Below are 21,586 nucleotides of genomic sequence, written 5' to 3'. Positions count from 1 at the left end.
TACAATTTCAGTCGTTTTAAATTCTCAATTAGGTAATCCTCCTTTACAGTTGGAAAACTTAATTAAAAGTTGAGATTCGCGTTATAGTTATAAATTTTGATGTTTCAAACTTAGATCAATCATTCGTTCTGATCTTTTATCCAAGCATTGTTGTCTTTTTAAATTGTATTTTATGTTGATAGATCCACATGACTTATGTGTTTTATATATAGCTGATTACTTAACTCTTCAGTACACCAAAGACCTTAAAGAATGAAATTTTACAGCTATTTTTACGTGCTAATATTTTTAGAATTTAGCTATAGTGTATATATGCCAATCTCAACTTTTTAAGTCATTGAAATAAAAAGGACATAATACAATTTAGATTTCGACCAAGAAAACTACCTCATGTTATGTCCCTTGAAGAATTTATCATCTTTGTCTATTTAATCATAGATGAGCTATATCCAATTATTGTCAATAAGCCACGCAGGACTCGTGGCTTTCCACCCGCTCTTACCGATATTGAAATTATCACAATGTAAATTGTGGTGAATTTCTTGGAATGGATACAGATAAAAGTATCTGGAGGTATTTAAAAAAATTGCTTAGGCCGGTTTCCAAAATTGGGGTCATCTCCTAATTTTTGTAAACATTGTGCAAACTTATGGCAGATTCATCAGAAAATCACAGCTCACTTAACTACATATTATGATTACAGGCTATACTTTTGCCCCAGCGAATATTGATGAGCGTGAGATTGCACCAGAAATTACACCAAACATTCATGGATTATTGGGAGCAGACAAAGGCTATTTAAGACCAAGTTTAAACGAATACTATAAATTTCAATATGTTGATTTACAGATACCATTGAGAAAGAATATGCTTGATCTCAGATCTAAAGAATCAATGAGATTATTGATGAAGGCTAGAAGAAAAATTGAGACCGTCATTGATCAGTTAGTAGATCGCTATAAATCGAACAATACATCTACCATATAAACTGACACGTTAATTTTTTATCTTTTAAATTGGTACAAAAAGTGCCACTCGGACACTTTTCACTTTAGCAAACCTGCTTAGAACATCAATTATTGTTCTGCGATATACACCAAAGCATCCAGTGGAATCAGTTGATAGAGTTCCACCACATCAGCATTACGCATACGGATACAGCCATGTGACATTGGAATGCCCATCGGCTCAGTGTCTGGCGTGCCATGTATATAAATATAACGTTTATAGGTATCACAGCCTTCACCTGCATTAAAGCCATTTTCCAAACCACTAAGCCACAAAATGCGTGAAAGAATCCAATCACGTTCAGGGCTTGAATCTGCAAGTTGTTGATCGTAAATTTCACCTGTCCATTGGCGGGCTTTAAAAACTGCATTTTGTGGTTGATTGTCACCAAACTTTTCAGCCACTTTGTGCCAGCCGCGTGGTGTTTTCCCACTGTTCTCTTGCTCACCAATGCCATTTTTACCGCTGGAAATGGTATAGAACTTATTATGCTTTGGCAGGGTTAGAGTTTGATCTTTTAAATTAATCAGCACATCAGCCTGATCTAACTCATAGTTAAACATGTTCATTCTGTTTATGTTGATCCTGATTTTTAGGTTTAACCTGCTCAACCATAGCTGGCTTTACTTCAGGTTCTGGACGTGCCCACAACCAGATTGCAACAATTAGCATGGTTAAGTCAGTAAAGACTTTGACGGCAAGCGGAGCGCTGGTGAAGAGCATAAAGACCGCGCTTATCAACATCATGATCGTTGCGAACCATTTCGCCTTACGCGGAACCGTGCCATTCTCACGCCATGCGCGAAGTGTCGGGCCATATTTGGGATGATTCAGTAGCCAATTGTCCATCTGTGGCCAACCCTTAGAAGCTGCCCAAGTGGCTAAAATTAAGAATACCGTTGTTGGCATGCCCGGCAATAATGCCCCTATAAAGCCCAATATGACAAAGATGACTACCAAACTTCGCCAAAACAACGTTCTCATACCACAACCCTAGACCTACAATTCGGGTAGTATAAAGTGTTTTTTCATTTTATCCGTTGTTATTCTGCATAATTCACTAGGTTTTGATATGAGCTTTTCAGCTGCCACTACAACATTATTTGAGCCATGGCTTCAGTATCAACACCCTTTAGTTCGCCAATTGGCATTTTGTATTGCCAGTCCTAATATTTTGCAGCAGCTTCCACATGAACTTACTGTGGTACATAACTTTCAATTGCATCCCGATCCTGTTTGGCAGCAACATTGGAAAAACTATCATCCACGCTTAGTAGCGCTTGATCAAAATCCCGAAGAACTCCAGCTGTTTTTGCAAAAATTAAAAAGCACCCGTTTGGGTTTACGCTTTGAAATGTTTATTTGGTTTTGGTTATTAGATCAGGATTATCATTCCTACCAATTGTTGGGTCATAGTATTCAAAAAATTGAAGGCCCGCGCACGCTGGGTGAACTTGATTTTGTCTTACTCAATACCGAAACTCATGAAGTTGAGCATTGGGAAGTGGCTTTAAAATACTATCTCGCAGAACGTGATTTTAGCCTGCCCTATTGGTATGGTTTAAATCGTAGTGATACCTTAAGTCGTAAGCTCAATCACTTTAGTCAGAAACAATTCCAATTTGATGAGGCGTTGGGACAACATATCCAACGTCGTTATTGTGTACTTAAAGGTCAATTATATCTTCCCCTCAACACCTCCGAGACACTTCCGACTTGGGTCAATCCGCAACGTCGAATTGGACAATGGGGACAGCAAATTGCGCCACAGGATCAAAATTTTTATCGCTTACAACGTCATGAATGGATTTGTCCACAACATGCTCAGAGCAGTGAAATTGCGCAATGGTGGACGGATGGTTTATATAAGCACATAGATCAAGAGTCCTATTATATGTATCGTTTACCTCGTCTCATTTTGCCGCAAGATGGGACTTGATCAATTCAATTTTATGGACAATTACATATAATTACGCAAGCACCATAAAAACCGTCTACTGTTTGATCCAGCTATTTTTTAATCTAAATCTCGCATCAGAATAATTTCATTCTTTTCAAATTATTCATTAAAAAATGGAGAAATGCTCAATGAAAAAAATTTTAGCTGCTTCGCTCATGGTCGCTTTTGTGCTGACAGGTTGTAATACAGTAAAAGGTATGGGTAAAGATGTATCGAAGGCTGGAGATGCTGTGACCAATACCGCTGAAAAAACCTCTGACGAAATTCGTCGTAATTAATTTTAATGTTTAGATTCAATAAAAGAACCCTATTAAAATAGGGTTTTTTTATGTCAAAAATTCACTTTTGCCGCTTTATTCACCTATTATATTGTGACATTTTTGACTCCTGTATTTCACATGACCTCAACAGCAACTCTTGACCTCAGCCTAGAACTTCTACGCCAACCTTCTGTGACACCTGTCGACCATACTTGTCAGAACATCATGGCTGATCGTTTAGCCAAGATTGGCTTTAACATTGAAAATATGCGTTTTGACGATGTAGACAACTTGTGGGCACGTAAAGGTACTGCATCGCCGGTTTTCTGCTTTGCAGGTCATACAGATGTCGTACCGACCGGCAATTTAGATTCATGGGGTTCTGATCCATTTCAACCCGAAATTCGTGATGGCAAACTTTATGGTCGTGGCAGTGCAGATATGAAAACGGCACTTGCAGCGATGGTGGTGGCTTCTGAACGTTTTGTTGCCAAACACCCAAACCATAAAGGCTCAATTGCTTTCCTCATCACGTCAGATGAAGAAGGCCCATCAATTAACGGTACGGTAAAAGTGGTTGAGACCTTAGAAGCGCGTAATGAAAAAATGACGTGGTGTTTGGTTGGCGAACCGTCAAGTACCAATACACTGGGCGATATTGTGAAAAATGGTCGTCGTGGGTCGTTAAATGCCAACTTAACAGTTAAAGGCAAACAAGGTCATGTTGCGTATCCTCACCTTGCGGTAAACCCGATTCACACGGCATCAAAAGCCTTGGCTGAACTGTGCGACACGGTTTGGGATAATGGCAATGAATATTTCCCTGCGACCTCTTTTCAAATTTCAAATATCAATGCGGGGACGGGTGCGACCAATGTTGTTCCAGGGACGATGAATGTGTTGTTCAATTTCCGTTATTCCACTGAAGTGACTGCTGATGAGTTAAAAGCACGGACTTTAGAAATTTTAGACCGTCATGGGGTTGAATATGAAGTTGAATGGACACTCTCAGGTCTGCCCTTTTTAACTCCAGTTGGTGAATTGGTGAATGCTGCACGTGATGCGATTCGTAATATCACCGGTACTGAAACTGAACTATCCACCAGTGGTGGTACCTCCGATGGTCGTTTCATTGCCCCAACAGGCGCACAAGTGCTTGAACTCGGTGTATTAAATGCAACGATTCATCAAATTAACGAACATGTAAATGTTGCGGAACTTGAGCCACTTGCTGAAATTTATGAACAAATTTTAGAAAATCTTTTGACTTAACCGCTCAATAGTTTTCACTCAACCCAATAAAAAAGGAACTCAGTCGAGTTCCTTTTTTCTACCCACTCATCAAATCTTTTAAGCAGTTTGAATACCAATGCTATTTTGAATATTGACTAAGTTTGGAATATGAAATACCTGATCCGCCATGCGCACATATTGGAAAATGTTGGGATCTGAAACTTTTTGGTCTTCATCAACCACTTCCGAAATACGCAGACGAATGGTGCTCGGCATTTCATTACACATCAGTGCGAAACGCTGCCCAACATCATCACCTTCAATCACTAAGGCAACACCAGTACTTTTCTCGGGATCATTGACGCTAAATACAGGAAGCTTCAATTCATGCCATTCCACAAAAGGCACTTTGGTTTCACTATCCAGTGCTGAAAGTACAATATTTTGCGGCAGTAACATCGGCTCTGTCGCATGGCACTCAATGATATAGGCATCGATAAAACCTGTAGAAACCGTAATAAGATGTTGCAGTTCCTGCTGATCAATTTTATCGCTGACCACCTGAGATACAGAATTCTGACTCATGGCTTACCCCTGCTTTTCTGTAATTAATGCTTCAATGTTTGCAAGCAATTCGGCTTCTTGGAAAGGTTTACCCATATAGTGCGTCACGCCTAAGCTGAATGCACGTTCACGATGTTTTTCGCCAGTACGTGAGGTAATCATAATGATTGGCAAGTCACGGTGTATATCGTGATGGCGCACAAGGTTGGTGACCTCGAAGCCATCCATACGTGGCATTTCGATATCGAGCAACATCAAGTCTGGACGTACATTTTCCAGCTGTTCAATCGCATCCACACCATCTTTCGCCGTCACCACGTCATAACCTTGACGCTCAAGCAGACGCGAGGTCACCTTACGTACAGTCACCGAGTCATCGACAATCATCACTAAGCGGCGTGTATCGCCTTGACGGCCAAGATCGCGCTGATCGGCAGCGTGTTTAATACGCTGTGTGGTTTGAATTTGACGGGCAATATTTTGACCATCCAAAATCAAACAAACTTGACCATCACCAAGAATCGTTGCACCTGCAATTGCGCCCACACTGGTAAATTGTTGTCCAATTGGTTTCACCACAATTTGAGAACGCGAACCAACCAATTGATCAACCAATAAGGCAATCGTTTGCCCACTATTACCCTTAATCAATAAAACAGGTAATGAGTGCGCCACATTATTTAAACGTGGTATAGGTTGATTGCCAACAAATTCAGATAAATAACGCAGTTTATAATTGCTGTTATCAATTTTAAAGACATCATCTTTGCCATTGAAGTAGGTTTCAAGCGCGGAAGGTGCAATTCGTACGATCCGCTCAATCTGCGCCAGTGAAATTGCATATTGCTGATCGCCCGCTTTCACCATTAAGGCATCGCTGACTGCTACAGTTGTTGGTACACGAATGGTAAAGGTTGTGCCCTTCATGAGTTCAGACTCAACCGAGACGTGACCACCCAACGCTTTAATTTCACTCTGTACCACGTCCAAGCCCACACCACGACCCGAAATCTGGGTCACAGCTTGTGCTGTTGAGAAACCTGGATGGAAAATCAGCTGCAAAATTTCTTGTTTATCCAAGAGTTGATCGGCTTTGATTAAACCCAGTTTTAATGCTTTTTCTTTAATCTTCGCTTCATCAATCCCTTTACCATCATCGCTGAATGACACCAGAACGTCTGTACCTTGACGGCTAATATTCAGCACAATGTTACCGACTTCAGGTTTTTTCGAGGCAATACGCTCTTGTGTATCTTCAATACCATGGTCAATCGCGTTACGCAGCATATGTTCAAATGGCGTCACCAAACGCTCAAGAATGGTACGGTCCAATTCACCTTCAGTATTTTGAACGATCAATTCCGCAGGACGGTTCAAGCTCGAAGAAGTTTGACGCACAATACGTTGTAAACGCGGTAACAAACGATCAAATGGAACCAAACGGGTACGCATCAGACTTTCTTGAATCTCAGACTGAATCCGCGATTGTTGCAATAACAAACCTTCCGCATCACGAATTTTTTCAGCTAAGGTGCTCTTGAAGTCGACCAAATCCGATGCCGATTCCGCTAGGGATTTGGATAATTGGTTAATCGACGAATATTGGTCCATTTCCAATGGGTCAAAATCAGCATAACGTGAATTTTCAGAACCATGTTTCGCAATAATTTGCGATTCAAGCTCACCATCCATTCGACGCAACTGATCGGCCAGACGTTTAATCGCCAATTCCATCTCATTTAGAGTGTTACCGAGCTGACCCAAGTCCATCTCAATACGTGAACGGTTAATCGAGTTCTCACCCGACAAGTCAATCATCTTCTCAACCAGATCCGCGGAGATACGAATCATCTCGTTGCTGTTGTCTGCCGTACCTGACTCAGACCATTCACCCAACATGGATGGCGGTTCAACCCCATCACCTTGAATAAATTCAAAGCCTTTAGTAACTACACCAAGATCTGACTCAGCCACGCGGTTTGGCAACTGTGCAGTAACGTCAACGTATTGAATCGACTCTAAACTAAGTTTGATACTGTCAAAATTACTATAATCATGGTTGAAAATCGCTTGTTTTAACCATGCTAAAGTGGTTTTAAGCAAGCCGTCGTAAGCATTTGAGTTAAAATGATGTACCGCAAAGTGTTCAAATGTAGTTTCAAGTTGATAAGCAATCGATGCAACAGGCTCATTTTCAACCATACGCGCACCACCTTTAATACTGTGGGCGGCACGTTGTAATTGAAGTAATAAGTTACGGTCGCTTCGTTGATCCGTCCATTGCGCTAAGAATTGAACAGCTTGTTCAAGGATTTCTTCCGACTCTTCAAGGAAGGTTTCTTCCATCACAGAACGAAGATCATCATCAATTTTTTGACCCTGCTCAGCTCCAGCATGTTGCAAGAAATCTACACTAGACTCATGACGAGATAAATGTTGGTTTTCCTTTGGAATAATTGCTTCTTGTACAAACACTTCTTCAAGCGATTCAGTGGTCTCGACCAAATTCACAATTGGATCAGCAACATCATCCAGTGCTTCAGTGAGTTGAGCCTGCTCAAGTTCAAGCGCCACATGACCTGTCGCAATAGATTGAATATTTTTCAGAATATCAATCACGTTGCTTGCAGGATAATCCACACCTTGATCACGAATGGTTTGGATACGATCGGCGATATCATCTTGAACCAAACGAATAATTTGAATCAATGCAGGATTAATTGTGATTTGCTGACGAATAATCCGCTCATAAATCGACTCTAACTCATGCGAAATTAGCCCGACATGCGAAGCCGCGATCATGTTTGCACCACCTTTTAAGGTATGCAAATAACGCATCAAATTATTCAGTGCCGAAGTATCTGTTTGATCACGAGTCCAGGTACTTAGGTCTTGGTCAATACCAACTAACAGTTCTTCTGCTTCTTCAATGAAGATATTTAATAGATCTTCATCAAAGTCTTGATTAGCATCATCCGACTGCATCTGCTGATGATCAAGCTGAATCCGCTGACTTAATTGGGCAAAGTCTACACTTGTAGGGGTTGCCACCACTGGTGCAGCTTGTTCTAGAGACAGCTGTTCTGCTGTTTCAGCAGTAGCCTCTACGATATGTTCAATATCTTGCTGAACAAAGGCAGACAGTTCTGTCAGGAAGTGCTGAATTTCTTCACTGAGTACAACACGTTGACCCGCAGCCAGCGTATCAAATAAGTGAATAAATTCCTGATGGGCTTGAGCAAATAATTCATAGGCATAGTCAGTATTTAACAGCTCAGGCTTAGTAAGCAGCGCTTGATAGCTTGAATTTAACTGTACGGTAAAATCATGAATACCAACTGATGCACGATTATTGGTGTGTTCAATAAGCTGTGAAGCTTGATTACTTAGGCTTTGAATATAATCAGGGAATTCCGTTAATGCACGTTTATCAAACTCAAACTCTGCATCCAGCAATTGATCAATATTCAGCTCAATCAGTTTAGAAACTAAACCTTGCGGATGATCTTCTGGCGCTAACTGGTCTTGACAAGCAAAATCATAATCTGCCCATGCAGCTTTAAATGTCGCATAAATTGATTGTAGATTTGAACTATTGCCTGAACGCAATACATGTAAATAATCACGTACAAATTCAGCATATTGAATCAGTAAAGTTGCTTCTTTTGAAGAGGATACAATCTCTTCTTGAAGCAAGGTTTTAAATAAATTTTCAACTTTTGAACTTGCATCAAAAATTTCGTCAATCTGTGCCATCGATGAACTGCCACGTAAAGTGTGGAGTGCACGAATCAAGCCATTATAATCTTGTGATTTCGTTGTTTCTGTTTGTAAGAATAGATCAATGGTATGCAGATGCTCTTCGGCTTCTTCAATAAAAATATTGACCGTTTCAGCCACCAAAGTATCTTCAGCTTCAGCTATAACCAGTTCATCGGATTCAGCAATTTCAACCATTTCCTCAACTGCCAAAGCTTCTACTTCTACAGGAGTACTTTCTGCCTCTACAACATCATCCAGCTCTAAGCCGGTATGGTCATTTTCAGATTTTAATTGATCTGCAAGAACTAATAATTCTTCAAGCGCTGGCTCAAGGCTTAAATTTTGTTGTAATTGTTGTCCCATTAAAACCAACGGACGTAGATCGACATTGAGCTCTGTCACATGTTTAAAACAGGGATAAAGTTTATATTGATAAACATTCGAAACGGTTTGCGCAAATTTTTGCACCACAAGTGTTAATTGCACTGAACCGGCAATGACACGATTCAACGTATCTTCAACTGCCCAAGCAGCTTCACCTGCAGATTTTGCTCCCACCATACGGCCTGAACCTTTCAGCGTATGGAAATGACGACGAATGGTCGTCAAGGTTTCTTTATCTTGTGGATTTTCAAGCCAAGTTGTAAATAGACCTTCTAACTCTGCAAAGATTTCTTCTATTTCTTCAACAAAAATTTCAAGAATTTCCGCATCTTGATCAAGATAACTATCTTCAGGAAGCGTAGTCGTTTCAACTAAATTTTTTAATATTTCTTTCATAGCTAAGGCTTCTTATGTTTTGCCACCAAGAAGGTTGCTCAAACTTAATTGTAACCATCACGCAAGACTCAACCGTGGGTCAAGTTCATCTTGTCGATGTGTTATCTGTAATCGATGTAGCGTCCTACCCTAAAGTAGGACACCACGATATTGCGCCTGACTTATTCTGGAAGTTTAAAGTCAGATACAGATTCACGTAATGATTCGGCCATATTTGCCAATTCAGATACCGAACGTGCAGTATCAAATGTTGCAGTCGTAGTTTGCGAGGTAATTTCCTGTACAACGTTCATCGTTGTTGCAATATGACCTGCAGAAGCAGACTGAAGTTTTGCAGCATCCGAAATGTTTGCAATCAGTTTTGCAAGGTTACCCGATACAGACTGAATTTCATCAAGTGCAACGCCGGCATCCTTAGATAAGTTCGCACCACGTACAACCTCAGAAGTCGTTTGCTCCATCGAAATTACAGCTTCGTTAGTATCGGTCTGAATGGTTTTTACCAAGCCTTCAATCTGTTTGGTTGCAGACGCAGAACGTTCCGCAAGACGCTGTACTTCATCCGCTACCACGGCGAAACCACGACCAGCTTCACCAGCCATCGATGCCTGAATAGCAGCATTCAATGCCAAAATGTTTGTTTGGTCGGCAATATCGTTAATCAAGGCTACGATGTTACCAATCTCTTGAGATGACTCACCAAGACGTTTAATACGTTTTGAAGTTTCTTGAATCTGCTCACGAATCGTATCCATACCTTCAATAGAACGGTTTACGACATCCGCACCATTTGCAGCGATTTGTACTGAACGTTCTGCTACCACCGCTGACTCTTCTGCGTTTGAAGATACTTGGTCAATTGACATTGCCATTTCGTTAATCGCAGCAGAGGCACCAGCAATCTCTTGCGCCTGATGCTCAGATGCTTCAGCTAACTGGTTGGTAATACCCTGAGTATTCGCCGTATATTGTGCAACCTCTTGCGATGTTTCAGTAATACGAGATACCAGGTCACGTAATTGGTCAATCGCGAAGTTAATCGAATCGGCAATCGCGCCCGTGAAGTCTTCAGATACCGTTGCGTATGAACGTAAGTCACCGTCTGCAAGATCGGCGATCTCGTCAAGTAAACGCAAAATCGCATTTTGGTTACGGTCATATTCTTCTTGTAAACGACCCACACGGTGTTTATCTGACTGACCACGTAAAGAAAGTAATTTGAATACACAGATCAAGAATGCTGTTAATGCAAGAATTAACAATACCGCTGGTAAAATCGTTTTAAGACCAGTATTTGAAGACAATTGGTTTAAGTTTTCTAATAACTTATCTGACTCAGCAAAAATTTGAGAAGACGCTTTACGTACGTTCACAATTTGTGAAGAGTTTTTCAGAATTGTTGCAGCAGCTGATTTAAGTACATCATCGTATTCAGCTTTAATGCCTTCTAAAGACTCACGAAGTTCTGGGCTTTCAATACGTTGTACACCTAATTCAGCACTACCATTTAATTGTGCTTCTAAGTAAGAACCAAATGTTTCAGTATCGGCACTAAAGTCATCTGCAGATTCACGTGAACTGTCTGAACCAGAAAGTACAGAACTGATCGAACGTAAAATACGTTCCGCAATAAACACCTGGTTTTTCGCAATAACCACCTGGTTTGACGGCATGTCTTGACGTGCCATTTGGTCAACCATCAAGTTATATTCAGCCTGAATCCCTGGAATCGTTTCACCGATTGCAATGTTCGTGTCGTATAGCTTGTTAATGATTTTTTGTTGCGACGTAATTAAATCAATACTTTTTGATACTTCAGCCCACTGAGTATCAACTGATTTCAATGCATCAGTATTGGCGTGAATATCTTTAACAGTTTCTAAGTTTTCTTTGAAGCTGTTTTGCGATTCAATCAATTTCTTCATTGAATCTTCAGTACCTGAAGCGGTTGCTTCAGTTGCCTGACGAGAAATCGTTTGCGATAGAAGACGTAATTCACCAAGACTACGTGTTAATTCGTTCCCACGAGGTACACTGTAGAAGAGATAGAATAAGATGAGTGTTGCAAACACCAATGAACCAATCGCACCATAAATAAATGGTTTAGATTTTTCACTGTCCCCAAATACGCGTGATAATTGATCTGTTTGTGACTGCAATTTTGCCAGAAAAGCATTACCGCCTTTACGACTACCCGTGCTTTCACTCGTATTTTTCTTTTTAAGTTTAAAGCCCATTCAGCTTCTCCCCGATTACGCCTTCTTTCGTAGCTGCGCGATAATTAATTTATAAATTTTATGGATGCGTTCATATATTTTGGATTTTGCAGTAAACGACTGAAGAGAAATACATTCCACTGCTGGTTATGCTGGTGGAAATATCCCTGACAATATTCCTGTAAATTACGATCCAACTCAGTATGTTTAGAAAAATAGCTTTTCTTATTAAAGTGCTGAATACCCAAAACTTGATCGACTACTAAACCGACATAATGGTCATTATGACTAATACATAAAACTTTTTGAGTAGGTGAAAAACTACTTCTATGACCTGTTATATATTGTGCTAGGTCTGATACTGAGAGTAAGCGTCCCCGAATATTTGCCAATCCCAAAACCCAAGGTTGGGTATTTGGAACTGGTGTATATTTTGGCGGGTAGATTACCTCAGATACTTCACCCAAAGGGGCAACGTAATATTGCCCCATCATCTCAAAAGCAATGCCCGACCATCGGTTTACTTCATTTTCTGTAGAAACATAGTTTTTGTTCCCACGTTTTGCGATTCGAAGTAATTCGATAAATCCATTTGCTGCCATAGAGCTTTATCCTGCATTGAGGTGCTGATTAATCACATCAATTAATTGTTTTTCATCTACAGGTTTTGTTAGATAGTCACATGCCCCTTGGCGCTTACCCCAAACACGGTCAGTGGCCTGATCTTTGGTACTGACGATTACGATCGGAATATGCTTCGTTGTCGCACCACGTGCAATTTGACGTGTTGCTTGGAATCCGTTGACGCCCGGCATCACCACATCCATTAACACTAAATCTGGTAGTTCAGCCTGTGCCATGGTTACACCATCAGCACCATTTGAAGCTTCAATCACTTCAAAGCCATGTTTACCTAAAATTTCTTTAAAACGGAATGTTTCTGTCGGTGAGTCATCAACGATAAGGATACGTGCCATGCTTTTCCCCAAAAATAAAACTAATTAAGCTGTAACGTGATTACGGATTGCATTAAGCAATTCATCTTTACTAAAAGGTTTTGTTAAGTATTCATCCGAACCAACCACACGGCCCTTCGCCTGATCAAATAAGCCATCTTTACTTGACAACATAATGACCGGAATATTTTGATAATTTTGTGAATTTTTAATTAATGCACACGTTTGATATCCATCAAGACGCGGCATCATAATATCGACAAATACGATATCTGGATTTGCATCAGCAATTTTTGATAATGCTTCAAAACCATCCACAGCAGTGACTACTTCACACCCTTCACGTTGAAGAAGTGTTTCGGCCGTACGACGAATGGTTTTTGAATCATCAATTACCATGACTTTTAGATTTTGGAATTTATCGTCCATTTCTTGACCCTACCCATTGAGGATGTACAAACAATTAAGTTAGCAGCATTATTATTTACAAGTTGTGAACATTTTTAACATATTTTTACTTGCATTTCCAACGAGCATTTTCTGCACAAAAGCACAATTATCAATATTTATATTAACCATTTCACATTTTCTGATAGTCAACGATTTTTTTTTAACTCGAAATAGTATTTAATTGTCTAGTTTCGGAATATTATATCAATTTTATTACTTTAAAATAAGTAATTTAGTCAACTTTAAACTGGGGAGTACAATGTTGAGTCAGTTCGCGAAAAAGCTTACCTTCATTGGTCTGAAACAAGTATCTAAAAAAGTTATTTTAGTCACCTGCTTACTTGCACATGCACCACTAATCATGGCGGCAACTGCAAACTCCCAACAATCGCCAAAAGCGACCTGGTATCGATACTACGACAGTAAAGGTATTGCGAATATCAGCACCAATGTCACGCCAAATCACATCCGCTATGGCTATGAAGCACTTGACCAGAATATGCAAGTGATTAAACGCAACCGCCCTTACAACACTGAGTCAGATGTTAGACAAGCACCGCAACGTGCTGCTCAAGCGCGTCAACGCGAGTCCGATCTAAAACTGAAAAAAGCCTATACCAATAGTCGTATTGCAACGATTAAAAAACGTGATGCCCTTGTCGGTATAAAAAAACAAATCGCATTTGAACAAGAACAATTAAAGCAATTACAAAGTGACCGCATATTATTTGTACGACAGGAACGTGAATACTTCCGTAAAGGTGAAACGGTGCCAGCGAAACTAAAAACCACCTTAACCAATAATCAAAAAAATATGGTTGCGAAAAAAGAATACATTCAATCGTTACAAACTCGCTATCGTAATACGGAAGCTGAATACGACAGAATTATTGCGCGTTTAAAAGCAATGGAATAAGCCCTATTTACGCCATTGCCTTTGTAGACAGCGCGATAATAAGGACCATTATGCAATCTACACAGCATTCATCTCATTTCTTTACACTCAGTCTGCTTTGCTTAAGCTTAAGCCTGAGTGCTTGTCAAAAGACGAAAACAACGGAAAAGGTGGAAACACCGAATAAGATTGAATTGATTCAACAAGACCTAGTTGCAATACAACAAGGTACAGCGGTTTCCAAAACGCGATTTACTGGCACGATTCGCGCAGTCCATCAAAGCAGCATCCAAGCGCAAGTGACAGCTACCGCAACGAATGTCAATGCTGAAGTTGGACAACGCGTGATAAAAGGTCAAGTTCTCGTTCATCTTAACAATCAAGACAATGCTGCACGTCTTGCGCAAGCGCAAGCCAATTTAGCGTCTACCCAAGCTCAAGCCAATCAAGCGCGACTGATGATGGAACGTAAAAACCGTCTACTCGATCAAGGCTTTATTTCCAAAGTAGAATATGAGCAAAGTCGTGTCGACTACCAAGCGCAAATGGAAAATGTCCGTGCTCAACAAGCCAATGTCGATATTGCACGCAAAGCCAATCAAGACGGTACAATCTATAGTCCAATTAGCGGCATCATCACTAAACGAGAAGTTGAGCCAGGCCAGACCGTTGCAGCAGGCCAAACTTTATTTGAAATTGTAAATCCCGACCAACTGGAAATTCAGGCGAAATTGCCAAGTGATTTGCAAGCGGCCTTAAAAATAGGCCAACGCATTGAATACACTATTCAAGGTAATCCGGACCAGTTGACTGCTGCTGTCAGCCGTATCTCCCCGATTGCTGATCAAAGCAGTCGTCAAATTGAGTTTTTCGCGCAGCCGAATGAAACGATTACTTCTTTAAGTATCGGTTCATTTGTCGAAGGTCATTTATTCAGTTCACAACATATTCGTGGTCAGCAAATTCCACTCGATACCATTCAAAACCCTAAAGAAAACCCTTATGTCTGGGTGATTCGCCAAAATAAAATTGCCAAAGTCCCTGTTCAAATTTTAAATCAAAGTTACAGCAACAACACGGCGATCGTTCAGGGGCTGCAAAATACCGATTTAGTCAGTCGCATAAAATTCAATGATGACGAAATACGGCAAGACGTCAGTATTAGCCCCAATTAAAAGAATAAATCAGGACTGTTGTTATGTGGTTAACCCGAATTAGTGTGAAGTACCCTGTATTCACCATTATGATGATGTTCTGTCTGATGGTACTTGGACTCGCATCTTGGCAACGTATGGGCGTCGAGGAGTTTCCCGATGTCGATTTTCCCTTTGTCGTGGTCTATACCAACTATCCCGGCGCTTCTCCTGAATCGGTAGAATCTGAAATTACCAAAAAACTTGAAGATCAGATCAATACCATTTCTGGCTTAAAACAAGTAATTTCACAATCCAGTGAAGGGCTTTCCACCGTCATTGTTGAATTTAACCTTGATGTTTCTTCTGCGGTGGCTGCACAGGATATCCGCGATAAAATTGCCCCTGTGACAGCACAATTTCGGGATGAAATCGACGATCCTATAGTCGAGCGTTATGACCCAACCTCCAGCGCGATTATGTCGATTGTATTTGAATCGAAAGATATGTCGCTGCGTGATCTCAGCTCTTACTTAACCCAACGGATTGTGCCACAACTACGAACTGTCCCCGGTGTCGGTACGGTTAACTTGCTTGGTGATGCACAACGCCAAATCCGTATTCAGGTAAATCCACAGAAATTACAAAGCTTTGGTATTGGGATTGATCAAGTCATTAATACACTCAAATCTGAAAATATCGAAGTACCGGGCGGGACGTTAAAACAACAAAATTCAGAACTTGTGGTCGAAATTAAGTCTCGCGTGATTCATCCCGATGCTTTTGGTGAGCTCGTCGTTGCCAATAAAAGTGGTGCGCCGATTTTCTTAAAACAAATTGCTCACATTGAAGATAGCCAAGCCGAAATGCAATCCAGCGCCTATCTCAATGGCAAAACTGCTGTCGCTGTCGATATTCTGCGCAGTTCAGATTCTAATGTGATTGAAGTGGTCGACCACACGCGAAAAACACTCGCGGAAATACAGCAACAATTGCCAAAAGGCACGACGGCTGAAATTGTGGTTGACTCCTCCAAGGGCATTCGAGGCAGTATTAAAGATGTAGCGCGTACCATTATTGAAGGTGCAGTGCTTGCAGTACTTATTGTCTTACTCTTTTTAGGTTCGTTTCGTTCAACGGCTATTACCGGCTTAACCTTACCCATTTCTCTGCTCGGCACCCTAACCTTCATCTGGATTTTTGGCTTTACGCTGAACATGATGACGCTGCTGGCCCTATCACTGAGTATTGGCTTACTGATCGATGATGCGATTGTGGTGCGTGAAAATATTGTCCGTCATGCCGCTATGGGCAAAGACCACGTTAGCGCAGCACTAGATGGCACTAAGGAAATCGGTCTTGCAGTCTTGGCTACTACGCTGACGATTGTGGCGGTATTTTTACCTGTGGCCTTTATGGGCGGGATTATTGGTCGCTTCTTCTATCAATTTGGGGTGACCGTTAGTACCGCTGTATTGATTTCGATGTTTGTCAGTTTTACTCTCGATCCAATGCTTTCCGCACACTGGGCTGAACGACATGATCCAAACAAAAAACCTGGACGGATTCAACGTTTCTTTGATTGGATTTCTGGAAAATTAGATCATCTCAGTCATCATTATGAAAAGCTGCTCAAGCTGGCACTACGCTTTAGATTGATCACGATTATGATTGCAGTGGCTTCTCTGTTTGGCGCACTTGCTCTTTCTAAACTGATTGGTACTGAGTTTGTGCCTGTTCCTGACAAAGGCGAGATTCGCATTAAATTTGAAACGCCTGTCGATGCCACACTGGAATATTCACAGGCCAAACTAAAACAAGTAGATCAAATTATTCGTCAACATCCCGAAGTCAAAGCAACCTATGGGTCAATTAATAGCGCAAGTGATCGCGGTAAAAATCATGTTAACCTTCGTGTGACTGTCTCACCACGTAATGAACGCACACAAACCTTAACCGATTTGAATAATGCATTCCGTCAGCGCCTACAAAGCGTTGCGGGGATTACCATCACCTCTGTGGCTTCTGCCGATGAAACCGTTTCCGGTGGACAAAAACCAGTAATGATTTCCATCAAAGGACCAGACCTGAATGAATTACAGAAAATTTCTGACCGCTTTATGGCTGAAGTTTCAAAAGTCGATGGGATCGTCGATTTAGAAAGTTCTTTAAAAGAACCGAAGCCAACGCTTGGCATACATGTAAATCGTGTCTTAGCGAGTGATTTAGGCCTTTCTGTTAATCAAATTGCCAATGTGATGCGCCCGCTTTTGGCCGGTGACAACGTCACCACGTGGAGAGATGAAAAAGGCGAAACCTATGATGTCAATTTACGTTTAACCGAAGATCAACGTCGTTTACCCACTGACATCCAAAGTATGTCTATCACATCTCAAAAGACCGATGCAGCAGGTTTACCCGTTTTAGTGCCTTTAGCCAGTATCGCAAGCTTTGAAGAAACTTTGGGGGCATCACAAATTAACCGTCGCGATCTAGCAAGGGAAGTTTTAGTCGAAGCCAATACCGCAGGCCGTCCTGCCGGTGACATTGGTGCTGAAATTAATGAAATTGAAAAGAATTTTGATTTACCATCCGGTTATAGCTTTGTCACTCAAGGCGCAAATAAAGACATGGCTGAATCAGCGGGTTATGCCTTAAGCGCAATTACTCTGTCTATTGTGTTTATTTATATTGTATTGGGCTCACAATTTAACAGTTTCATCCATCCTGCTGCGATTATGGCCTCCCTTCCCCTTTCATTGATTGGAGTCTTCTTGGCTTTATTCCTGTTTAACTCAACCATGAATTTGTTCTCGATTATTGGGATTATCATGCTGATGGGGTTAGTCACCAAGAACGCCATTTTGCTGATCGATTTTATTAAAAAGGCCATGGATCAAGGGGTTGATCGTTATGATGCAATCATTAATGCGGGGAAAACCCGACTACGCCCAATTCTAATGACAACCAGTGCGATGGTCATGGGTATGGTGCCGTTGGCACTAGGTTTAGGCGAAGGCGGTGAGCAAAGTGCGCCAATGGCACATGCCGTCATTGGTGGAGTGATTACTTCCACCCTACTTACCTTGGTAGTCGTACCTGTCATTTTTACTTATCTAGATGACTTGCGTAATTTTCTTGCACGTCAAGCCAAGAAAATCATGTCATAATTACAAAATCTAAAATGAGGTGACTTTGGAAAATGTTCGCCTCATTTTTTATTGTATACTCTCTACTTTAACGCTTAATTTTTTAGGACAGTTTCCATGCGCGCGAGTCGCTTTTTATTTGCAACGTTAAGAGAAACCCCAAACGATGCTGAAGTTATTTCACATCAGTTAATGCTTCGTGCTGGGATGATTCGTAAATTGGCTTCAGGTTTGTACACTTGGTTGCCAATGGGCGTTCGCGTATTAAATAAAGTTGAAGCGATTATCCGTGAAGAGATGGATCGCGCAGGTTCACTTCAAGTCCTTATGCCCGTGACTCAACCTGCTTCACTTTGGGAAGAATCAGGCCGTTTTGTACAATATGGTCCAGAGCTTCTTCGTTTTAAAGACCGTCATAACAATGACTTTGTACTTGGTCCAACACACGAAGAAGTCATTACTGACCTTGCCCGTAATGAATTGAAAAGTTATAAGCAATTACCTGCAAATTTCTATCAAGTTCAAACCAAATTTCGTGATGAAATTCGTCCTCGTTTTGGTGTAATGCGTTCACGTGAATTCATCATGAAAGATGCCTATTCGTTCCATGTGGATCAAGCGTCACTGCAAGAAACCTATGACAATATGTATGCAGCTTACTGTAGAATTTTCACCCGCTTGGGTTTAAATTTCCGTCCAGTACAAGCGGATACAGGTTCAATTGGTGGTTCAGGCTCGCATGAATTCCATGTATTGGCTTCTAGCGGTGAAGATGATATCGCATTCTCGACCGAATCAGACTATGCAGCTAACGTTGAAATGGCTGAAGCGGTACTGGTTGGTGAACGTGCTGCTCCTGCTAAAGCTTTGGAAATTGTCGATACGCCAAATCAAAAAACCATTGCCGATGTTTCAGAGTTTTTAAAATCAGATCCTGCCCACTCAGTGAAAGCCTTACTTGTACAAGGTGTAGCCGAAGAGGGTAAAACTGCGCCTGTTGTGGCATTATTCCTTCGTGGTGACCACGAACTGAATGAAATTAAAGCCGAAAAACATCCTTTAATTGCTGCACCTTTAACCTTTGCAACTGAAGCTCAATTGGCTGAACTTGGCTTAACCGCTGGTTTCTGTGGCCCACAAGGTTTAGTTGAAAAAGGCATTACTGTGATCGTTGATCGTGCAGCTTCTGTACTATCTGACTTTGTTGCAGGCGCAAACCAAGTGGATAAACACGCGGTTGGCGTAAACTGGGAGCGTGATGCACAGATTACTGAGGTTTATGACTTACGTAATGTGGTTGAAGGTGATCCATCTCCAGACGGTCAAGGTACGATCTTGATTAAACGTGGTATCGAAGTCGGTCATATCTTCCAACTTGGTCAAAAATACTCTGAAGCACTGGGCTGTAAAGTCTTAGGCGAAGATGGTAAACCACTTGTCGTAACAATGGGTTGCTATGGTATTGGAGTAACTCGTGTGGTTGCCTCTGCGATTGAACAAAACTTCGATGACAAAGGCATTATTTGGCCTGCGGCGATCGCACCTTTTGAAGTTGCAATAGTACCAATGAATGCACACAAATCACCACGTACACTTGAAGCTGCGGAAGCTCTTTATGCAGAACTTACCGCTGCGGGTTACGATGTGCTGCTTGATGATCGTAATGAGCGCCCAGGTGTTAAATTCTCTGACCTAGAACTTACAGGTATTCCTCACCGTATTGTGATTGGTGAAAAAGGTTTGGATGCGGGTACATTTGAATACAAAGGCCGCCGTGATGCTGAATCTGTAAATATTTCTAAAGCAGAATTACTCGCTAAAATTGCAAAATAATTTCCTTTAGTATAAAAAATCCCGCTTAGTGTGGGATTTTTTATACTATCATGTTTAACAAAATTTTAGCCCACCAAAGCAGTTCGATCTAAACTCTTGCCCGGATAACTTTAAATTGTTAAGTGGAAAGTTAATAAGTGATGGGTTTTTAATTTCTTTCACATCTAAGTCAGAACCTGCAACACAACCAAAAATCAAATCCCCACAACTACGCACATTGGTACTCAAGTCATGGTTAATACCTGCAATGGTTTGCTTTAGTACCTCATTGGTGATAGCCACTTTATCCGTTGGCGTGATGCTACCTAAATCCACTTCATCCTCCATGGCTAGCCACCAGCCCTTATCAGCTGCTACCGAAGCGCCTGGCCATAAAATTTGTTGTGCTTGTAAAGATAATGATGCTGGGTTATTTAAATATAGTGCATGAATTAATCCCAAGTTTTGCTTTACAGTGATATCTGTTTGCAAACCCGTTAGATAACCCGTCACATTCTTATTTAAATTAATATTAACTCCTGCCAATGCAATTTGCGCCTCCAGAGGCCCACTAAAGTCCAAACGATCAACTGTTCCTGTACCTTTTAATTCAACACTCGTCTTCCTATTTCCAGTGATAACCGTAGAAGGAATAGTAAAAGGTGCAGAGGTCGATTTTAGATTAAGGGAATATTTATTTGCTTTATAATGTAATGGACTATTCACTTCTGCACCAAATAAAGTCCCTTTTACTGCACCCTCAATATATTGTCCCGTAGCAGCATAATCCATCACTCGCTCCGCAGTTGTTGCTACTCCAGAGGAGGCTTTTGTCTTCATATAACCACTAAAACTTTTAAGTCCATTGGGATCGTTGCTATTTTCCGTACCCATGGTCATTAGCCCTGCGATTTTCTCAGCACTAAGTCGAAAGCCAAGAACTTCACGCTTGGCAGCTGAATTTGGATTTTTTACAGCAAACTCTACAAAAGGATTGGTAATTAATGCTGAAGTTGCTGCACGCTGATCAGAGGTATAATTTGAATCACTAGGTAACCCACTTAAAGAAATATGATCAATATCAATATCGCACCCTTTTGATCCATTTATCCCTCCACATCCTAATTGAAGTTTTTTAATATTGGCATTGAGTTCCATTTCTGCTTCTAAACCTAATTTATAAAAGCCGACACTGGACTGATCGATAGCCTGCCCACTATCATCCACCGAGTTATAACCCTGCGTATATTCCATGGATAGTAAAGCTTGGCCATCAACTTTAGATAAGCTTTCATCATCCAAAGCAATCATGGCATGCGTAAAACCACTCATCGTAATAGTTAAAAGTGTCAAACTACTGAGTACCTTTCTTCTCATAACAAAGTCCCTATTCATTATTTTATTTGTT

16 protein-coding genes and 1 pseudogene are annotated in these 21,586 nt (G+C 41.0%); 8 read left to right on the top strand and 9 right to left on the bottom strand.

The genetic code is table 11. From position 1 onward, the window contains the following. Positions 1–395 precede the first annotated feature (395 nt). Positions 396–960: pseudogene (locus tag ACN6OV_RS02900) on the top strand (transposase); the annotation flags it as partial. Positions 961–1,076: 116 nt separating this feature from the next. Here the strand turns inward: ACN6OV_RS02900 and elsL are convergent. After that, positions 1,077–1,571: a cell wall-recycling L,D-carboxypeptidase ElsL gene (elsL, locus tag ACN6OV_RS02895; RefSeq protein WP_427949498.1), complete on the bottom strand. Its 495-nt coding sequence runs from the start codon at positions 1,569–1,571 to the stop codon at positions 1,077–1,079. Further along, complete coding sequence (locus tag ACN6OV_RS02890) at positions 1,564–1,992, bottom strand: YbaN family protein (RefSeq protein WP_427949496.1); 429 nt, start codon at positions 1,990–1,992, stop codon at positions 1,564–1,566. Before ACN6OV_RS02890 ends, elsL begins: the two co-directional genes overlap by 8 nt. Positions 1,993–2,080: 88 nt before the next feature. Between ACN6OV_RS02890 and ACN6OV_RS02885 the strand changes: the two genes are divergently transcribed. The 3 genes from ACN6OV_RS02885 to dapE all read left to right on the top strand — a co-directional run bounded on the left by ACN6OV_RS02885 (position 2,081) and on the right by dapE (position 4,500). Then, a complete protein-coding gene (locus tag ACN6OV_RS02885) occupies positions 2,081–2,947 on the top strand; it encodes a DUF1853 family protein (protein ID WP_427949494.1) in 867 nt (288 codons plus the stop codon). A 149-nt stretch (positions 2,948–3,096) separates the two neighbouring features. Next, complete coding sequence (locus ACN6OV_RS02880; protein WP_427949493.1) at positions 3,097–3,246, top strand: entericidin A/B family lipoprotein; 150 nt, start codon at positions 3,097–3,099, stop codon at positions 3,244–3,246. A 120-nt stretch (positions 3,247–3,366) separates the two neighbouring features. Then, complete coding sequence (gene dapE, locus ACN6OV_RS02875; protein ID WP_427949492.1) at positions 3,367–4,500, top strand: succinyl-diaminopimelate desuccinylase; 1,134 nt, start codon at positions 3,367–3,369, stop codon at positions 4,498–4,500. A 78-nt stretch (positions 4,501–4,578) separates the two neighbouring features. On the opposite strand, the gene ACN6OV_RS02870 is transcribed toward dapE, so the two are convergent. The 6 genes from ACN6OV_RS02870 to pilG all read right to left on the bottom strand — a co-directional run bounded on the left by ACN6OV_RS02870 (position 4,579) and on the right by pilG (position 13,168). Further along, a complete protein-coding gene (locus tag ACN6OV_RS02870) occupies positions 4,579–5,046 on the bottom strand; it encodes a hypothetical protein (protein ID WP_427949491.1) in 468 nt (155 codons plus the stop codon). Between the two features lie 3 nt (positions 5,047–5,049). Then, positions 5,050–9,567: an Hpt domain-containing protein gene (locus ACN6OV_RS02865; protein ID WP_427949489.1), complete on the bottom strand. Its 4,518-nt coding sequence runs from the start codon at positions 9,565–9,567 to the stop codon at positions 5,050–5,052. Between the two features lie 161 nt (positions 9,568–9,728). After that, positions 9,729–11,804 (bottom strand): methyl-accepting chemotaxis protein, encoded by a 2,076-nt coding sequence (locus ACN6OV_RS02860; protein ID WP_067764556.1) that lies wholly within the window; start codon positions 11,802–11,804, stop codon positions 9,729–9,731. Between the two features lie 44 nt (positions 11,805–11,848). After that, on the bottom strand, positions 11,849–12,385 hold the full coding sequence (locus tag ACN6OV_RS02855; protein WP_427949487.1) for a chemotaxis protein CheW: 537 nt from the start codon (positions 12,383–12,385) through the stop codon (positions 11,849–11,851). 6 nt (positions 12,386–12,391) lie between these two features. Continuing rightward, positions 12,392–12,760, bottom strand: coding sequence for a response regulator (locus ACN6OV_RS02850; RefSeq protein WP_427949485.1), 369 nt, complete (start codon positions 12,758–12,760; stop codon positions 12,392–12,394). A 24-nt stretch (positions 12,761–12,784) separates the two neighbouring features. Beyond that, positions 12,785–13,168, bottom strand: a complete 384-nt coding sequence (gene pilG, locus ACN6OV_RS02845; RefSeq protein WP_078191060.1) for a twitching motility response regulator PilG — start codon at positions 13,166–13,168, stop codon at positions 12,785–12,787. Positions 13,169–13,550: 382 nt separating this feature from the next. On the opposite strand from pilG, the gene ACN6OV_RS02840 reads away from it, so the two are divergent. The 4 genes from ACN6OV_RS02840 to ACN6OV_RS02825 all read left to right on the top strand — a co-directional run bounded on the left by ACN6OV_RS02840 (position 13,551) and on the right by ACN6OV_RS02825 (position 20,199). Continuing rightward, positions 13,551–14,105 (top strand): hypothetical protein, encoded by a 555-nt coding sequence (locus ACN6OV_RS02840; protein WP_427949499.1) that lies wholly within the window; start codon positions 13,551–13,553, stop codon positions 14,103–14,105. A gap of 50 nt (positions 14,106–14,155) precedes the next feature. After that, positions 14,156–15,259 (top strand): efflux RND transporter periplasmic adaptor subunit, encoded by a 1,104-nt coding sequence (locus ACN6OV_RS02835; protein WP_427949483.1) that lies wholly within the window; start codon positions 14,156–14,158, stop codon positions 15,257–15,259. Between the two features lie 23 nt (positions 15,260–15,282). After that, positions 15,283–18,387 (top strand): efflux RND transporter permease subunit, encoded by a 3,105-nt coding sequence (locus tag ACN6OV_RS02830; RefSeq protein ID WP_427949481.1) that lies wholly within the window; start codon positions 15,283–15,285, stop codon positions 18,385–18,387. Positions 18,388–18,483: 96 nt separating this feature from the next. Beyond that, positions 18,484–20,199, top strand: a complete 1,716-nt coding sequence (locus tag ACN6OV_RS02825) for a proline--tRNA ligase (RefSeq protein ID WP_427949479.1) — start codon at positions 18,484–18,486, stop codon at positions 20,197–20,199. A gap of 54 nt (positions 20,200–20,253) precedes the next feature. On the opposite strand, the gene ACN6OV_RS02820 is transcribed toward ACN6OV_RS02825, so the two are convergent. Beyond that, positions 20,254–21,555 carry a hypothetical protein gene (locus tag ACN6OV_RS02820; protein WP_427949477.1) on the bottom strand — a complete coding sequence of 434 codons (1,302 nt, stop codon included), beginning with the start codon at positions 21,553–21,555 and terminating at the stop codon, positions 20,254–20,256. Between the last annotated feature and the right edge of the window lie 31 nt (positions 21,556–21,586).

The organism is Acinetobacter sp., from assembly GCF_050285345.1.
In the GTDB taxonomy this organism is placed as follows: domain Bacteria; phylum Pseudomonadota; class Gammaproteobacteria; order Pseudomonadales; family Moraxellaceae; genus Acinetobacter.
This window is presented reverse-complemented; position numbering and strand designations above follow the sequence as displayed.

What these genes read in the sequence shown, in the direction of transcription:
- elsL (WP_427949498.1), bottom strand. Translation starts at nt 1,571, where the DNA reads ATGTTTAACTATGAGTTAGATCAGGCTGATGTGCTGATTAATTTAAAA.
- ACN6OV_RS02870 (WP_427949491.1), bottom strand. Translation starts at nt 5,046, where the DNA reads ATGAGTCAGAATTCTGTATCTCAGGTGGTCAGCGATAAAATTGATCAG.
- pilG (WP_078191060.1), bottom strand. Translation starts at nt 13,168, where the DNA reads ATGGACGATAAATTCCAAAATCTAAAAGTCATGGTAATTGATGATTCA.
- ACN6OV_RS02835 (WP_427949483.1), top strand. Translation starts at nt 14,156, where the DNA reads ATGCAATCTACACAGCATTCATCTCATTTCTTTACACTCAGTCTGCTT.
- ACN6OV_RS02890 (WP_427949496.1), bottom strand. Translation starts at nt 1,992, where the DNA reads ATGAGAACGTTGTTTTGGCGAAGTTTGGTAGTCATCTTTGTCATATTG.
- ACN6OV_RS02855 (WP_427949487.1), bottom strand. Translation starts at nt 12,385, where the DNA reads ATGGCAGCAAATGGATTTATCGAATTACTTCGAATCGCAAAACGTGGG.
- ACN6OV_RS02830 (WP_427949481.1), top strand. Translation starts at nt 15,283, where the DNA reads ATGTGGTTAACCCGAATTAGTGTGAAGTACCCTGTATTCACCATTATG.
- ACN6OV_RS02885 (WP_427949494.1), top strand. Translation starts at nt 2,081, where the DNA reads ATGAGCTTTTCAGCTGCCACTACAACATTATTTGAGCCATGGCTTCAG.
- dapE (WP_427949492.1), top strand. Translation starts at nt 3,367, where the DNA reads ATGACCTCAACAGCAACTCTTGACCTCAGCCTAGAACTTCTACGCCAA.
- ACN6OV_RS02865 (WP_427949489.1), bottom strand. Translation starts at nt 9,567, where the DNA reads ATGAAAGAAATATTAAAAAATTTAGTTGAAACGACTACGCTTCCTGAA.
- ACN6OV_RS02825 (WP_427949479.1), top strand. Translation starts at nt 18,484, where the DNA reads ATGCGCGCGAGTCGCTTTTTATTTGCAACGTTAAGAGAAACCCCAAAC.
- ACN6OV_RS02820 (WP_427949477.1), bottom strand. Translation starts at nt 21,555, where the DNA reads ATGAGAAGAAAGGTACTCAGTAGTTTGACACTTTTAACTATTACGATG.
- ACN6OV_RS02840 (WP_427949499.1), top strand. Translation starts at nt 13,551, where the DNA reads ATGGCGGCAACTGCAAACTCCCAACAATCGCCAAAAGCGACCTGGTAT.
- ACN6OV_RS02860 (WP_067764556.1), bottom strand. Translation starts at nt 11,804, where the DNA reads ATGGGCTTTAAACTTAAAAAGAAAAATACGAGTGAAAGCACGGGTAGT.
- ACN6OV_RS02850 (WP_427949485.1), bottom strand. Translation starts at nt 12,760, where the DNA reads ATGGCACGTATCCTTATCGTTGATGACTCACCGACAGAAACATTCCGT.
- ACN6OV_RS02880 (WP_427949493.1), top strand. Translation starts at nt 3,097, where the DNA reads ATGAAAAAAATTTTAGCTGCTTCGCTCATGGTCGCTTTTGTGCTGACA.